Below are 15,873 nucleotides of genomic sequence, written 5' to 3' on the forward strand. Positions count from 1 at the left end.
AATCTCTTGTCTGGTGGCGATAGCGAAGAGGTCACACCCGTTCCCATACCGAACACGGAAGTTAAGCTCTTTAGCGCCAATGGTAGTTGGGACTTTGTCCCTGTGAGAGTAGGACGTTGCCAGGCACTTAAAAAAAGACTAGCTATTTTAGCTAGTCTTTTTTTGTATGTTCATTTAAGTAACAAGAAATTAGGTAGGGAATCTTTTGAGCCGTAACTTCAAGGAATCTCAAGATAAATGGGTAATCTTTCGAAGAGTATGTATGCAATAATTCATACCACCACTCTGTTTCATAACGTGAAATCATACTTAAATTATAAAGTAATAAGTAATGTGCCAATATCTCAGGGAAATATAAGCAGCTATCTTTTTCCAACGGGGCATGCAACGTGTTAGCTTGGAAATTGTACATAAAAGGTGAACAATTATACAAACTGCTTGAAGGGTCAAGAATACATACCTGATCTTCTGACAGAGACAATGATAGATGGGAACGCTCTTTTAAAAAAGAATAGAGCCTTTCGTGATTCATATGATAACACCGTGTAACTTGTTCAGGAATAGGCAAAGAGTTAGCTGGAAGCGATCCAATAGTTGTTAAATGGGAAAATGGCTTCGTACCCAAATTTAAAAATAATGTCTCTAATTCAGGTACACAAGACAATAGATAATTCATTGTATATTTACTACCTTCCAGTTGTTTCACATGAAACAATTCTTCTCCTACTTGTGAAAACAAGCCGCTTTTTTGAATCTTAACTTCATCATCTAAAAAATCATAACTTTGTTTTTTTCTTTTTCGTGTTGATACTCCATGTGCTAACACCGCCGTATTTTCGGGATATACTGGGTTTTGTGTTAACAAACTGGCTTTTAACAGCTGTGACATTCCATAAAATAATAAAACTGGTTGAACTGATACAGGAGATTGTGCCGCAACTTGATAATAATTTTTACTGTGTTCCAAATAATAAATAAAGGGGTAACTGTTTTTAAAGCTATGTTGCTCTGCATCGCTATAATTCAATTTTTGATAGCGCTTTTTTAAAAAGTCTTGTACAAAAGGAACAGAGAAAAATAAATTGTAGGACGTCCAAACATCATTAAATTTATGCAACTAAATCACCTTTTCCTTTTATTAGAATTATCTGATATCTAGTGAAGTTATTGACAGGTACATATCTGCTTGTTAATCTACTAATAATATTCTGTCGTTTAAAGGAGGATTCTATAATGTGGGAAAGCAAATTTTCTAAAGAAGGCTTAACATTTGATGACGTTTTACTGGTGCCAGCAAAATCTGAGGTACTACCTAAAGACGTTGATATGAGTGTTGAACTAACAAAAACATTAAAATTAAAGGTGCCGTTCATCAGTGCAGGAATGGATACAGTTACAGAAGCTGAAATGGCTATTGCGATGGCTAGACAAGGTGGTTTAGGTATCATTCACAAAAACATGTCGATTGAACAGCAAGCAGAACAAGTTGATAAAGTAAAACGTTCTGAAAGTGGTGTTATCACGGATCCTTTCTTTTTAACTCCTGAAAACCAAGTATTTGCTGCTGAACATTTAATGGGCAAATATCGTATCTCAGGTGTGCCGATTGTCAACAACGAAGAAGAACAAAAACTAGTTGGAATCCTTACAAACCGTGACTTGCGTTTCATCCAAGATTATTCAATGCAAATTGCTGATGTAATGACAAAAGAAGAATTAGTTACTGCTCCAGTAGGAACGACTTTAGAAGAAGCAGAGAAAATTCTACAGCAATACAAAATTGAAAAGTTACCTCTTGTAGATGACAATGGCGTATTAAAAGGTCTTATCACAATTAAAGACATTGAAAAAGTAATTGAGTTTCCAAATGCAGCTAAAGATCAACAAGGTCGATTATTAGTTGGAGCAGCTGTTGGCGTAACAGCTGATTCAACTGTTCGTATCGAAAAATTAGTACAAGCTGGCGTTGATGTTATCGTTATTGATACGGCGCATGGACATTCACAAGGCGTTTTAGATACGGTACGCAGCATTCGCGAGGCATATCCAGAATTAAATATTATTGCTGGTAACGTAGCAACTGCTGAAGGTACAAAAGCATTAATTGAAGCTGGAGCAAACGTAGTAAAAGTAGGAATTGGACCTGGTTCAATTTGTACAACTCGTGTTGTAGCTGGTGTAGGCGTTCCACAAATTACAGCAGTGTATGACTGTGCAACCGAAGCTCGTAAGCACGGTGTAGCTATTATCGCAGATGGCGGTATTAAGTACTCTGGAGATATCGTAAAAGCACTTGCAGCTGGTGGACATACAGTAATGCTAGGAAGCCTTCTAGCAGGAACGACAGAAAGTCCTGGCGAAACAGAAATCTACCAAGGAAGACGCTTTAAAGTGTACCGTGGAATGGGCTCTGTAGGAGCTATGGAAAAAGGAAGTAAAGATCGATACTTCCAAGAAGATAATAAAAAATTAGTTCCAGAAGGTATTGAAGGCCGTTTGCCTTACAAAGGACCTGTAGCAGATACTTTATATCAAATGATTGGCGGTTTACGCGCAGGAATGGGTTACTGTGGTTCAGCTAACTTAGAAGCGTTACGTGAACAGGCACAATTCATTCGTATGACTGGAGCAGGTTTAAGAGAAAGTCACCCACATGATGTGCAAATTACAAAAGAATCTCCTAACTATTCTATGAGATAATCATGAATGTTTAAAAAACACGTTTCCCTATTAGGGAAACGTGTTTTTTATGTCATGGATCGTGAATGTAACAGTACTTCTTTATCTATTTTTTTAAATTTTAGTATGATAAAATTACATTTATGTGAGTTTACGTTTGGAGGGTATAGAGTGAGAAACGCAGTACAGAAACAATTAATTTGTGTCATTGCTGTTATGTTAATGGCCAGCGTATTTTTTGTCTCTACACAAGCATCAGCTGCTTCTAAAACAGATGATATTGGTGTTGAAGCAGATGCAGCCATTTTAGTAGAGGCAAGTACGGGGAAAGTGCTATACGGGAAAAATACGGATGCTTTATTAGGTATTGCAAGCATGACAAAAATGATGACGGAATACCTAGTATTAGAATCCATAAAAGATAAGAAATTATCTTGGGATCAACGTGTGCCAGTTAGTAAATATGCAGCTAAAATTTCTCAGGATTATGGATTATCAAATGTACCGTTAATCGAAAACCAAAAATACACGGTGAAAGAATTATATGATGCCATGGCTATTTATTCAGCTAATGGAGCAGCCATTGCTTTAGCTGAAGCTGTCAGTGGTTCTGAAGAAGGTTTTATTAAGTTAATGAATGAAACGGCACAAAGATTAAATATGGGTGAATCAAAATTTGTCAATTCTACAGGTCTTTCTAATTCATTGCTAAAAGGAATGTATCCAAAAGGAACAAAGGAAGAAGATGAGAATCTTCTATCGGCTCGGGCAGTTGGTACCCTTGCTTACCATTTAATTCATGATTATCCAGAATCTTTGGAAGTAGCTAAAACTCCTTCTAAGATGTTTAGACAAGGGCAACAAGGCGAAACAAAAATGAACAATTGGAATAAGATGCTCCCAGGTTTTTCAACTGCCTACAGCGGCGTAGACGGCTTAAAAACTGGTCATACAGATTTTGCAGGTCAATGTTTCACTGGGACTGCAGAGCGTAACGGGGTAAGATACATAACAGTTGTAATGAATGCTAAGGAAAACGGCAAGTCTACGGAAGCTGCTCGTTTTTCTCAAACGAAAAAGATATTAGATTATGCTTTTAGTCATTTTCAGTTAAAAGAAGTAGTGCCTGCTAACGGCCAGATTAAAGGGCATGAAACAATTGATGTTGCTAAAGGGAAATCAAAAGAAGCTTCCGTTTCTCCAAAGAATTCGGTAAAGATTATTACCGAAAAAGGTCAAAAAGATCATACTAAAATCAACTTTAAGTTAAACGATAAAGTTGTGAAGGATCAGAAAGTTGTAGCTCCTATTAAAAAAGGAGAAACAGTTGCTTATGTGAGTGCAACAAACAGTAATCTTAAAGATCTAGGCTATGTAGGAGGTCAAACTACAGATAGCATGACGCCGGTTGTGACAAACGAATCCGTTGAAAAAGCTGGATGGTTCTCTCTCGCTATCCGCAGTATTGGTAACTTCTTCAGCGATATTTGGATGAATGCTGCAAATACAGTGAATAATTGGTTTTAATGATAACTCAAGAGAAAGAAGAGATACTACAAGAGAGTATCTCTTTTTTTATTTTTAGATTTGTTTGTATATAATCTATAAATTAGATAGGAATTTTCCGAAAAATGCGGTAAAATAGACACTAAGTTTTGAATTTTGTATATACACTAAAAATTATTGTGAAACACTTGATACAGGAGGAAGACAAACATGAATAACATTACAGGTACTGATCGTGTAAAACGAGGAATGGCGGAAATGCAAAAAGGTGGCGTTATCATGGACGTGATCAATGCAGAGCAAGCAAAAATTGCAGAAGCAGCAGGTGCTGTTGCCGTTATGGCATTAGAGCGTGTTCCAGCTGATATCCGTGCAGCAGGCGGCGTGTCTCGTATGGCAGACCCAACAATTGTTGAAGAAGTGATGAATGCTGTGTCCATTCCAGTTATGGCAAAAGCTCGTATTGGCCATATTGTTGAAGCACGCGTGCTAGAAGCGATGGGTGTAGACTACATCGATGAAAGTGAAGTGTTGACTCCAGCTGATGAGGAGTTTCATTTAAATAAAAATACATTTACGGTTCCATTTGTGTGCGGTTGCCGTGATCTTGGCGAAGCATCTCGTCGTATTGCTGAAGGAGCTGCAATGCTTCGTACAAAGGGCGAACCAGGGACAGGAAACATCGTGGAAGCAGTGCGTCATATGCGTCAAGTAAATGCTCAAGTACGTAAAGTTGTAGGCATGGACGAAGATGAGTTAATGACAGAAGCTAAGCTATTAGGCGCACCTTATGAGTTATTACTGCAAATTAAACGTGAAGGTCGTTTACCAGTTGTAAACTTTGCAGCAGGCGGTGTAGCAACACCAGCAGATGCAGCGTTAATGATGCAGCTTGGAGCAGACGGCGTGTTCGTTGGATCAGGAATCTTTAAATCAGACAACCCTGAAAAATTTGCTCGAGCAATTGTTGAGGCAACAACACATTATCAAGACTATGAGCTTATTGCAAACTTATCAAAAGGATTAGGAAGTGCAATGAAAGGGATTGAAATTTCATCATTATTACCAGAAAACCGCATGCAAGAGCGTGGATGGTAATTTAAAGGGAGTTTTGACAAAATGGTAAAAGTAGGCGTGTTAGGATTACAAGGTGCCTTTCGCGAGCATGCACAAGCATTAGAAGCAGCAGGCGCTGAAGCCATTATCATAAAAAAAGTTGAACAGCTAGACGAAATAGATGGTTTAATCCTACCGGGCGGCGAAAGCACAGCGATGCGTCGTCTGATTGACAAATATGACTTTATGGAACCTCTTCGCCAGTTTGCACAAGCAGGTAAACCAGTATTTGGTACGTGTGCGGGTTTAATTTTACTCGCAGGACAAGTTGTTGACCGTGAAGAGCCCCATTTAGGTGTTATGGATATTACGGTAGCTCGAAACTCGTTTGGGCGTCAACGGGATAGCTTTGAAGCTGCCCTAAATATTAAAGATATCGGTGAAGATTTTATAGGCGTATTTATCCGTGCTCCGCATATTGTAGAAGTAGGAGAAAACGTTGAAGTCTTAGCCATGCATAACGACCGAATCGTTGCAGCAAGACAAGGTCAATTCTTGGGATGTTCGTTTCATCCAGAATTAACAGATGATGCTCGCATGGCGCAGTATTTTGTAGCAATGGTTGAAGAAGCTTCAAAAAAACCTGTATAAATGAATTGCATCTTGTACAGACTTGTAGTACATTATGATTAATAAAAATGATATTGGTATAAAGCGTTGATAGGAAATAGTAATAAGATTTTTGATTTCAAGAGAGTCGATGGCTGGTGTGAATCGATAATCAATTCTTATGAATCCGTCCTGGAGCAAGCTGTCGAAAAAGTAGTAGGCAGTTTCGGTTCATCCGTTATCTGGTTTAAGAGGAAGGCTTATTTTAGCTTTCAATTAGGGTGGCAACGCGGGTAAACTCTCGTCCCTTTCATGGGGATGAGAGTTTTTATTTTGCCCTTTTATACTAAAGGAGGTACTAAGTATGTTAGATTTAAAATTTTTACGTGCTAATTTTAATGAAGTAAAAGAAAAGCTCAAGTTTCGTGGTGAGGACTTAACGGACTTAGGTCGCTTTGAAGATTTAGATGCAAAACGCCGTGAGCTAATTGCTCAAACAGAAGAGTTAAAAAGCAAGCGAAATGAAGTATCACAGCAAATTGCACAATTGAAGCGTGAAAAACAAGATGCTGATCACTTAATCGTTGAAATGCGTGAAGTAGGAGACCGCGTAAAGCAATTCGATGAAGAGCTTCGCAGCGTTGAAGAAGAATTAGAACGATTGCTGCTTTCAATTCCTAACGTTCCACATGAAAGTACGCCTGTAGGTGAAACTGAAGATGATAATGTAGAAGTTCGCAAATGGGGAGAAATTAAACAATTTGATTTTGAACCAAAACCGCATTGGGATTTAGGAACAGATTTAAATATTTTAGATTTTGAAAGAGCTTCGAAAGTAACGGGAAGCCGCTTTGTATTTTATAAAGGGCTAGGTGCAAGATTAGAACGCGCCCTTATTAACTTTATGATGGATTTACATATGGATGAGCATGGTTATGAAGAAATCCTTCCTCCATATATGGTAAATCGTACAAGCATGACGGGAACAGGGCAGCTTCCTAAATTTGAAGAAGATGCCTTCAAGATTAAAGAAGAAGATTATTTCTTAATTCCTACAGCTGAAGTACCAGTTACAAATTTGCATCGTGATGAAATTTTAAGCGGAGATCAGCTTCCAATTGCTTATACAGCGTATAGTGCTTGCTTCCGCTCAGAAGCAGGCTCTGCAGGAAGAGATACACGTGGTCTTATTCGTCAGCATCAGTTTAATAAAGTAGAACTCGTTCGCTTTGTTAAGCCAGAAGATTCTTATGATGAATTAGAAAAATTAACGGGCCATGCTGAAAAGGTTCTTCAACTATTAGGTTTACCTTACCGAGTTCTAAGCATGTGTACAGCTGACCTAGGTTTCACAGCAGCCAAAAAGTATGATATTGAAGTTTGGATTCCAAGTTATGAAACGTATCGTGAAATTTCTTCTTGTTCAAACTTTGAAAGCTTCCAAGCTCGCCGTGCTAATATTCGCTTCCGCCGTGATACAAAAGCAAAACCAGAGCATGTTCATACACTAAACGGCTCTGGCTTAGCAATTGGTCGTACGGTAGCTGCAATTTTAGAAAACTACCAGCAGGAAGATGGATCAATTCAAATTCCAGAAGTGCTGCGTCCTTATATGGGAAATAAAGAATTTATTTCTAAATAAAAAATAGAAGATGTTCATTAAGAATTAATTCTTAATGAACATCTTTTTTAAAAAAATCAATAAAAGAGTTGACTTCATTATTTTTATATGATAAATTAATACTTGTCGATACGGAGGAATACCCAAGTCCGGCTGAAGGGATCGGTCTTGAAAACCGACAGGGGTGTTAAAGCCCGCGGGGGTTCGAATCCCTCTTCCTCCGCCATATTTGACTTATAATGCAATTAACATAGCGCGATAAATTGGAGATTGGAAAACCGTTACTTATAAGTAACGGTTTTTTATTTGTTAAAAATGCCGCTTTAATAGATAAAGCGGCATTTTTTTATAGATGACGGCGTTTTAGCTTTTCATTATGTTGTAAAAAGCGAGCCACTTTTTCAACAATTGATTCAATTGAATCAGGATCCTTGATAAGGTCGTATTCTCTAATATCTAAACGAAGAATAGGGCAAGCCGTAAAGTTATTAATCCAGTCTTCGTATCGGGCGTGCATCTCTTTCCAATAATCAAGAGGCGTTTGCTGTTCCATTGGTCGCCCTCTTTCTTGAATGCGATCTACAATATCTTCGAAGCTGCCTTCCAAATAAATGAGCAGATCCGGATGAGGGAAATATGGAGTCATAACCATTGCATCGAACAAGCTTGTATATGTTTCATAGTCTACTTTAGACATCGTTCCTTTTTCAAAATGCATCTTAGCGAAGATACCGGTATCTTCGTAAATGGATCTGTCTTGGATGAAGCCGCCACCATACTCGAAAATTTTCTTTTGTTCTTTAAAACGTTCAGCTAGAAAATATACCTGTAGGTGAAAGCTCCAACGTTCAAAATCCCCATAAAATTTGTCCAGGTAAGGGTTGGAATCTACTTTTTCAAACGATGTGCGAAATTGGAGAGCATCAGCCAATGATTGAGTCATTGTAGATTTCCCAACTCCAACTGTACCCGCTATCGTCAACACAGCATCATTAGGAATGTTGTATTTAGATCGTAAGTTTACCATTACATACTCCTTTTTAACATACTCTCTTGAACCTCTGATAAGATTCTATTTAAGTGTTGTTTATTTTGTACAAAATCTATTTCATCACCGTCATAACGTAAAATGGTTACATCAGGGTTATTTTGTTCAAACGCCGTCATAGCCTTTTCATAATCATCACTTAGCCTCGCAAGGTAGTGAGGATCGATGTTTCGTTCAATTTCTCTTCCGCGCATTTTAATACGCTTTAACAAGGTATCTAAACTGGCATTTAAATAAATAATAATGTTCGGAGCTGGCATATCAGCCGTTAAGATATGGAAGATTTGTACGTATTTTTTATACTGTTCATCTTTTAACGTTTGCTCAGCAAAAATCATGTTTTTCATAATATGATAATCTGCTACAACAGGTTTTTTATAAGATAAGAACCCTTTTTGAATATCCTCCAACTGCTTATATCGATTACATAGAAAAAACATTTCGGTTTGAAAACTCCACTCGTTGATATTTTCATAAAATTTCCCGAGAAATGGATTTTCATCTACAATTTCTTTTAAAATTTCGAATTGAAATGCTTGTGCAATCTCTTTAGCTAGAGAGGTTTTTCCGACACCGATGGGTCCTTCTACTGAAATAAAAGGTGTGCCTTGCATTCATTTGCCTCCTTCATGACCACTCGTTCAAAAAAAACAGACAAAAAATATTTTAACATAGAGAAGGAGAATAAGGGGAAAAGAAATTTCTTCTAGTAAAAAGAATAACAAAAAGCCTACTGTTCACAGTAAGCTTTCCCTATTTATGGCTGTGTCACTCTTTTGGTAATTTTGAAGTTGTCTTCAATCAAGAGCCAGTTTTGCGGGAAATCCAAGCCTAGTTTCCAGTAGGCCATTCCTCTAAGTTTTAGTTCTTTGATTAAATCAAACTTGGCCTGAATAGACCTAGCGTCTTCAAACCATACTTCGTGGGTGCGCTGCTGTTCATCTTTATACCGGAAGAAAGGAGCTTGTGCTTTATTGTCGTATTGAATCGCTACTTTATAGCGAGCTGCCAACTCAATAGCTCGTTGAGGGCTAATGGCTTTGGCATATTCTCCTCCTGGTTTATAAGGAAGTGTCCAATCGTAACCGTATAGGTTTTGACCCATGATAATTTTTGAACTAGGTATTTCAGATACTGCATATTCTAAAACATCACGTACGGGACCAATAGGAGAGACGGCCATAGGAGGCCCACCGCTATATCCCCATTCATATGTCATCGGAACAACGAAGTTAGCAATCTCTCCGATGGCTTTATAATCATGTGCTTCATACCATTTGCCTTTTTGATCTCGACTTGTTTTCGGAGCTAAAGCCACAGACATAAGAAGTTGCTCATCTTGAAGCCGCTTTTTTGCTTTCTGTAAAAATGCAATATAGGCTTCTTTATCTGCCGGACGCAAAAATTCGAAGTCAAAGTGAATGTCTCTGAAATTTTGTTCTTTCGCTGTTTTTACAATATTATTTAAGAGCGTATCTTGAACGTCTTTATTATTTAAAATTGCTCGGCCGACTTCGTCACTGAATGCACCGTTTTCAATATTAGCCAATACCATTAAGAAAATGACGTCATTTTCTTTAGCAATAGAACCTAAATTGTTAAGTGGAGGTGCCTTTAGAGAACCGTCTTTTTGCACTTCGAAGTTCGCTGGCCCGAGATAAGTAAGGTATTTTGCATTTTGATTAATCATTTTCTCTGTTTGAGGAGTGATTTTTCGATTGCTTGTTTCAACATACCCTAAAAACTCACCGTTTCTTTTGTTTGGAGAAGGGGGAATTAAGATGCGGCGGCCAGGTGTTAAGGGTGCTGTAACTGAAACATTGTTCGCATTGGCAATAGCCTGATAGCTAACGCCTAATTTTCTTCCTATCTTCCATATAGTGTCCCCAGCTTTTACTGTGTAGTAAGTACCGTTGATTGGAATAACCATAGATTGCCCGATGACGAGTTGACTTGGATTAGGTAATTCATTTGCTCTTATAATTTTTCCTGCGTCAATGCGGAACTGTTTTGCAATACTATATATACTGTCACCTGCTTTAACAGTGTAAATTTGCATAATAAAAAGCCTCCATTTCATATGACTTACTTCCATCATATGAGAAGGCTTTTTACTTAATTCATCAACTCGGTATGTTTGCAAATACGAGCATTTAATACATTATGCATCATTCTCAAAGCAAAGGTATTGTCTTCATCTGCGTTTGAAGCAATACAATCTTCAGGCACAATTAAGTTATATTCACGCATATAAGCATCGTTGGCTGAAAAAAGTACGCATATATTTCCCGCAATTCCTGTTAAAATAAGTGTATGCACATCGAGCTGTGATAGCAAAATATTTAAAGCTGTCCCATAGAAGATAGAATGCTTTGGTTTAATTAAGAAGTAATCAGCGTTTTGTGGTGAAATATGATGTAGAATGGGTGAGCTTACCTCATTTGTACAGTGTGTTAAAATGGTTTCTAAGTTTGCCTGCCATAGCTTATAGTGGTCATTCACATAGATAATAGGGATATGTTGAGACGATGCGTACTGTTTTAACTGGGCAATGTTTTGAGCAATGGATAAAGATTTTTCAGCAAGTATTTTGCCGTTTTTAAATTGAAAATCGTTTAGCATATCAATAATAATTAAAGCAGTTTTAGCGTTCTTCACACAAGGTCTCTCCTTTTCCTGATGTACATAGTAAATAGTTTGACTCAGAAAAAATATAATATGTAAGGTTGGATAAAAAGTGTTAAATGATGAAAAGTATATGAGGTTGGCAATTGATGAAGCATTAAAAGCCAAAGATAAATTAGAGGTTCCCATTGGAGCAGTTATTGTTCAAAATGATGAGGTGGTTGCTTCAGCTTATAACTTGCGAGAAACAGAACAGCGATCAGTTGCTCATGCGGAACTTTTAGCAATTGATGAAGCATGTAAAAAACTAGGAACATGGAGATTGGAAGACGCTACGTTATATGTCACCTTAGAACCATGTCCGATGTGTGCAGGTGCTATTGTATTATCAAGAGTAAAAAGAGTTGTGTTTGGCGCTTATGATCCTAAAGGTGGCTGCGCGGGAACGTTGTTAAATTTATTAGAGTTTGAAAAGTTTAATCATCAAGCAGAAGTAGTAGGAGGTATGCTAGAAGAAGAATGCGGGAGCCTCTTAACCACCTTTTTTCGTGAGTTGCGTCAACGAAAAAAAGCTGGAAAATAGCGCTAGAAAAGTAAGTTTTCTATAGCAGTTGCATTTTCGAATGAAAAGACGTATACTTGTAAATGCATCAACTTGATGCCCAAACTATTGGTTTCAACTTTGCCGTGCTAAGCGGGGAGGTAGCGGTGCCCTGTACTCGCAATCCGCTCTAGCGAGGCCGAATTCCTTCTTGAGGTTAGCTCATCTTAGGGCCTGCCTTAAGTAAGTGGTGTTGACGTTTGGGTCCTATGCAATGGGAATCTGTGAACCCTGTCAGGTCCGGAAGGAAGCAGCAGTAAGCAGAACCTCTCATGTGCCATGGGGTCGCCTGAACCGAGCTAACTGCTTAAGTAACGCCTGGGGTGGCTAATCGACGGAAGGTGCACGGCAGTTATATACATAAGTTTAGTCTACTCTGTTGGAGTAGGCTTTTTATTTTATCTCTCACTATTTTGAAAAAAAACCTCATAATACGCTATAATGATAACTAATGAATTATATTAAAAGGAGAGGATGTAGTGGCATATCAGGCTCTGTACCGTGTATACCGTCCTCAAAGCTTTAACGACGTAGTCGGTCAACAACATATTATCAAAACACTTCAAAATGCCCTTGTCCAAGAGAAATTTTCGCATGCGTATTTATTTTCTGGGCCTCGAGGGACAGGAAAGACAACAGCTGCTAAAATTTTAGCGAAAGCCGTTAACTGTGAAAAAGCACCCATTGCTGAACCCTGTAATGAATGTGCAACTTGTCGGGGAATTACTGATGGTTCCATTTCTGATGTAATTGAAATTGATGCAGCTTCTAATAATGGAGTCGATGAAATTCGAGATATCCGTGATAAAGTAAAATATGCACCTAGTGCTGTTCGATACAAAGTGTACATTATTGATGAAGTTCATATGCTTTCAATTGGAGCTTTTAACGCTTTGTTAAAAACGTTAGAAGAACCTCCTGCACATGTTATTTTTATTTTAGCTACAACAGAGCCGCATAAAATTCCATTAACGATTATCTCTAGATGTCAGCGCTTTGATTTCAAACGCATTTCGCCAGAAGATATCGTATATCGAATGAAGGAAGTATTAGGTTCTGAAGAGCTAGAAGTAAGCGAGGATGCTCTTTACGAAATTGCGAAAGCTTCAGAAGGCGGCATGCGAGATGCACTTAGTCTTTTAGACCAAGCCATCTCGTATAGTACGGAGAAGGTGAGCTTAGAGGATGTTCTATCCATAACAGGAGCAGTATCACAGGCTTTTATTGTGAAGATTGTCCAAGCTATCTTTAACGAAAACATTGTAGAAGCGCTAGACTCTGTTGAAAGTTTGATCAAAAACGGAAAAGATCCAGCGAGGTTTGTAGAGGATCTCATCTTCTATTATCGTGATGTTCTGCTTTATCAAGCTTCTGAAGAAAATGCATATTTACTTGAAAAAGCAGCGGTTAACAAAGAGTTTAAAGAACTGAGTTCAAAAATGGATAGTGCTTTTATTTATAAAGTCATTGCTGAATTGAACCAAACTCAGCAAGAGATGAAATGGAGCAATCATCCTCGAGTGCTACTTGAAGTAGCTTTAGTAAAATTAGCTCAAAGCTCTACAAATCAAGAGAGTGCTCTTCCATACCAAGACATTTTGCAAAAAATGAATCAAATGGAAGCAGAACTGCAGCAGTTAAAAGAAAAAGGCATTCAAGTTGATCATACAGCTCAGGCAGCGCAAACAGAGAAAAAACAGACAAGACAGTCAAGAAGTCAGTATAAAACGCCTGTTGGGAAGGTAAATGAAGTTTTAAAAAATGCCACTCGGCAGAATTTAGAAACGATTAAGCGATCTTGGGCGCAGGTATTAGAGACATTGAAACAACAAAATAAAGCTTCACATGCAGCGTTGTTATCTAACAGTGAACCGGTTGCGTCTTCAGATCAATCATTTATACTTAAATTTAAATATGAAATTCATTGCAAAATGGCTTCTGAAAATAACAACAATGTACGTGATAATTTAGAGAATATCTTATATACTTTAATTGGCAGCAAGCGTGAAATGGTTGCAATTCCAGAAAGCGAATGGGATAAAGTAAGAGAAGAGTTTCTTCAAGGGCAGCAAAGCGATGGGTCATCAGGTCAACCACAGGAGGAAGACCCTTTGGTTGCAGAAGCGAAAAAGCTATTTGGAGAAGACTTAATCGAAATTCAAGAGTAAATTTAGGAGGAATGTTCATATGATGAAAGGCATGGGCAATATGCAAAAAATGATGAAACAAATGCAAAAAATGCAAAAAGATATGCAAAAAGCGCAGGAAGAGTTAGCTGAAAAAACTGTTGAAGGTACAGCTGGCGGCGGAATGGTAACAGTTGTAGTTAACGGTCAGAAACAAGTAATTGATGTAAATATTAAAGAGGATGTAGTAGATCCTGAAGATATTGAAATGCTACAAGATTTAGTACTAGCAGCAACAAATGATGCATTAAAACAAATGGACGATTTAACAAATAACACAATGGGTCAATTTACAAAAGGTTTAAATATTCCAGGACTTTAATAAGGTGGTTGCCACGTGCATTATCCAGAACCAATATCCAAGCTTATAGATAGTTTTATGAAGTTACCCGGCATTGGTCCAAAAACAGCTGTTCGCTTAGCATTCTTTGTTTTATCTATGAAAGAAGATACAGTATTAGATTTTGCAAAAGCATTAGTCAATGCGAAGCGAAATTTAACCTATTGTTCAGTTTGCGGACATATCACAGATCAAGATCCTTGTTACATTTGTCAAGATCAGCGCAGAGAGCGAAATGTGGTATGTGTCGTGCAAGACCCTAAGGATGTCATTGCAATGGAGAAAATGAAAGAATATAACGGCTTGTATCATGTCCTGCATGGCGCAATTTCACCTATGGAAGGAATAGGACCTGAAGATATCAAAGTACCAGAGTTATTAAAAAGACTTCAAGATGATGAGATTCAAGAAGTGATTTTAGCCACTAACCCGAATATAGAGGGCGAAGCTACGGCTATGTATATCTCTAGGCTCTTAAAGCCGACAGGAATTAAAATTACTAGAATTGCTCATGGGTTACCCGTTGGAGGAGACCTTGAGTATGCAGATGAAGTAACATTATCTAAAGCCCTAGAAGGTAGAAGAGAAGTATAACGAGGTACTCGCATATGTTTTTTAAAAGAAAAGGTTGGTTACGCAAAGAGTATGATGATGAATTTGTGAAGACTTTTATGCAAGTAAAGCAGGAATGGAGTCACAAAACTTCAATGGTAGAAAGAAGTGTAGATCCTTCAGAAGAGGTAATGGTAGATATTCGATTAGCCAAAATGAAGTATCTTTTTCTATTAAAAGAAGCCAAGCATCGAAATATTTCAATTAACAGGATGTCATAGAGGCATCCTGTTTTGTTGTCTTTATAAAATAAGGATTTCTCTCTGTGAATAGTGCTTTTTTTGAATGCTTGGACATACATATAAGGTAACTTATCTGCTTTAAGAAGGAGGCAACATGCTAAATCATCCCATTGTAGTTGTGTCTTTTTTAACAGGACTAATCATTCTACTCTTAGTAACAGGTGGTGTTGAAAAAATGCTTCGAGTCATTGGAAATTTATCGATTAAGCTGATTATTGGCGTTCTGCTGCTTTTCTTTATTAACATCTTTGGGGTACAGTTCGGTATTCATATCCCTATTAACTTCCCCACAGCCATTGTTTCAGCTATTTTAGGCATTCCAGGAATAGCTGCCTTACTTGTTATTAATAATTTCATATTATAATTTGGAGGAATATCCAAAATAAAAGTTTTCTGGAATCTTTTCGAGAAAACTTTTATTTTTTTTGAAAAAGTTGTTGACCAACAAGTTAACAGATGTTATATTTATATACGTCGCTAAGACAACAATAAAAAATAACTCAAAAACAACTTAATGAAAAAGTTGTTGACAAGTTATTCTCCAGGTGGTAAGATAAGAAAGTCGCCTTGAGACAAGAGTTCTTTGAAAACTGAACGAAATAGTAAACGTCAACGTTAAAATTTATTTTTTAAATGAGCAAGTCAAACATTTCTTCGGAGAGTTTGATCCTGGCTCAGGATGAACGCTGGCGGCGTGCCTAATACATGCAAGTCGAGCGAACTGATTAGAAGCTTGCTTCTATGACGT

Annotated in this window: 16 protein-coding genes, 1 tRNA gene, 2 rRNA genes, 1 other RNA gene and 1 other annotated feature; of the genes, 15 read left to right on the plus strand and 5 right to left on the minus strand. The window is 37.7% G+C overall.

What is annotated here, in order from left to right; genetic code table 11:
• Window positions 1-9 precede the first annotated feature (9 nt).
• Window positions 10-125: ribosomal RNA gene (rrf, locus tag LJC66_RS00005) — 5S ribosomal RNA — on the plus strand.
• A gap of 26 nt (window positions 126-151) precedes the next feature.
• Here rrf and LJC66_RS00010 read toward each other — a convergent pair.
• Window positions 152-1,117 (minus strand): YaaC family protein, encoded by a 966-nt coding sequence (locus LJC66_RS00010; protein ID WP_195695633.1) that lies wholly within the window; start codon window positions 1,115-1,117, stop codon window positions 152-154.
• Window positions 1,118-1,233: 116 nt separating this feature from the next.
• Here LJC66_RS00010 and guaB point away from each other — a divergent pair, with 116 nt between their 5' ends.
• From guaB to LJC66_RS00040, 6 genes are all read left to right on the plus strand, one after another.
• A complete protein-coding gene (gene guaB, locus LJC66_RS00015) occupies window positions 1,234-2,700 on the plus strand; it encodes an IMP dehydrogenase (RefSeq protein ID WP_195695632.1) in 1,467 nt (488 codons plus the stop codon).
• A 150-nt stretch (window positions 2,701-2,850) separates the two neighbouring features.
• Entirely contained in the window at window positions 2,851-4,206 is a 1,356-nt protein-coding gene (locus LJC66_RS00020; protein ID WP_230931624.1) for a serine hydrolase, read from the plus strand.
• Window positions 4,207-4,395: 189 nt separating this feature from the next.
• Entirely contained in the window at window positions 4,396-5,283 is an 888-nt protein-coding gene (pdxS, locus tag LJC66_RS00025) for a pyridoxal 5'-phosphate synthase lyase subunit PdxS (protein ID WP_013054829.1), read from the plus strand.
• Between the two features lie 21 nt (window positions 5,284-5,304).
• The gene (pdxT, locus tag LJC66_RS00030) at window positions 5,305-5,892 is read left to right on the plus strand and encodes a pyridoxal 5'-phosphate synthase glutaminase subunit PdxT (protein ID WP_028412710.1); all 588 of its coding nucleotides are present in this window, start codon (window positions 5,305-5,307) and stop codon (window positions 5,890-5,892) included.
• 57 nt (window positions 5,893-5,949) lie between these two features.
• Window positions 5,950-6,162: a binding site (T-box leader), on the plus strand.
• A 52-nt stretch (window positions 6,163-6,214) separates the two neighbouring features.
• Complete coding sequence (gene serS, locus LJC66_RS00035) at window positions 6,215-7,492, plus strand: serine--tRNA ligase (RefSeq protein ID WP_230931625.1); 1,278 nt, start codon at window positions 6,215-6,217, stop codon at window positions 7,490-7,492.
• 112 nt (window positions 7,493-7,604) lie between these two features.
• Window positions 7,605-7,697, plus strand: a tRNA-Ser gene (locus LJC66_RS00040).
• A 120-nt stretch (window positions 7,698-7,817) separates the two neighbouring features.
• On the opposite strand, the gene LJC66_RS00045 is transcribed toward LJC66_RS00040, so the two are convergent.
• The 4 genes from LJC66_RS00045 to LJC66_RS00060 form a co-directional block, all read right to left on the minus strand.
• The gene (locus LJC66_RS00045) at window positions 7,818-8,498 is read right to left on the minus strand and encodes a deoxynucleoside kinase (protein ID WP_013054832.1); all 681 of its coding nucleotides are present in this window, start codon (window positions 8,496-8,498) and stop codon (window positions 7,818-7,820) included.
• On the minus strand, window positions 8,498-9,133 hold the full coding sequence (locus LJC66_RS00050) for a deoxynucleoside kinase (RefSeq protein ID WP_028410386.1): 636 nt from the start codon (window positions 9,131-9,133) through the stop codon (window positions 8,498-8,500). The genes LJC66_RS00045 and LJC66_RS00050 overlap by 1 nt, the downstream gene beginning before the upstream one ends.
• A 143-nt stretch (window positions 9,134-9,276) precedes the next feature.
• Window positions 9,277-10,578, minus strand: a complete 1,302-nt coding sequence (locus LJC66_RS00055; RefSeq protein WP_050691627.1) for a glycoside hydrolase family 18 protein — start codon at window positions 10,576-10,578, stop codon at window positions 9,277-9,279.
• A gap of 56 nt (window positions 10,579-10,634) precedes the next feature.
• Complete coding sequence (locus LJC66_RS00060; RefSeq protein WP_195695630.1) at window positions 10,635-11,177, minus strand: cysteine hydrolase family protein; 543 nt, start codon at window positions 11,175-11,177, stop codon at window positions 10,635-10,637.
• Window positions 11,178-11,256: 79 nt separating this feature from the next.
• Here LJC66_RS00060 and tadA point away from each other — a divergent pair, with 79 nt between their 5' ends.
• The 8 genes from tadA to LJC66_RS00100 form a co-directional block, all read left to right on the plus strand.
• On the plus strand, window positions 11,257-11,727 hold the full coding sequence (tadA, locus tag LJC66_RS00065; RefSeq protein ID WP_082178580.1) for a tRNA adenosine(34) deaminase TadA: 471 nt from the start codon (window positions 11,257-11,259) through the stop codon (window positions 11,725-11,727).
• A 102-nt stretch (window positions 11,728-11,829) separates the two neighbouring features.
• Window positions 11,830-12,094, plus strand: an RNA gene (gene ffs / locus LJC66_RS00070) — signal recognition particle sRNA large type.
• 130 nt (window positions 12,095-12,224) lie between these two features.
• A complete protein-coding gene (gene dnaX, locus LJC66_RS00075; RefSeq protein WP_230931626.1) occupies window positions 12,225-13,913 on the plus strand; it encodes a DNA polymerase III subunit gamma/tau in 1,689 nt (562 codons plus the stop codon).
• Window positions 13,914-13,932: 19 nt separating this feature from the next.
• Window positions 13,933-14,253, plus strand: a complete 321-nt coding sequence (locus tag LJC66_RS00080; protein ID WP_013081327.1) for a YbaB/EbfC family nucleoid-associated protein — start codon at window positions 13,933-13,935, stop codon at window positions 14,251-14,253.
• A 15-nt stretch (window positions 14,254-14,268) separates the two neighbouring features.
• Window positions 14,269-14,865, plus strand: a complete 597-nt coding sequence (gene recR / locus LJC66_RS00085; RefSeq protein ID WP_013054839.1) for a recombination mediator RecR — start codon at window positions 14,269-14,271, stop codon at window positions 14,863-14,865.
• Window positions 14,866-14,879: 14 nt separating this feature from the next.
• A complete protein-coding gene (locus LJC66_RS00090; protein ID WP_013054840.1) occupies window positions 14,880-15,104 on the plus strand; it encodes a YaaL family protein in 225 nt (74 codons plus the stop codon).
• Window positions 15,105-15,219: 115 nt separating this feature from the next.
• Window positions 15,220-15,489, plus strand: coding sequence for a pro-sigmaK processing inhibitor BofA family protein (locus LJC66_RS00095; protein ID WP_028410391.1), 270 nt, complete (start codon window positions 15,220-15,222; stop codon window positions 15,487-15,489).
• 287 nt (window positions 15,490-15,776) lie between these two features.
• Window positions 15,777-15,873 (plus strand): 16S ribosomal RNA (locus LJC66_RS00100); the annotation flags it as partial.

This window comes from Priestia sp. TSO9 (genome assembly GCF_021029645.1).
In the GTDB taxonomy this organism is placed as follows: Bacteria; Bacillota; Bacilli; order Bacillales; family Bacillaceae_H; genus Priestia; species Priestia megaterium_E.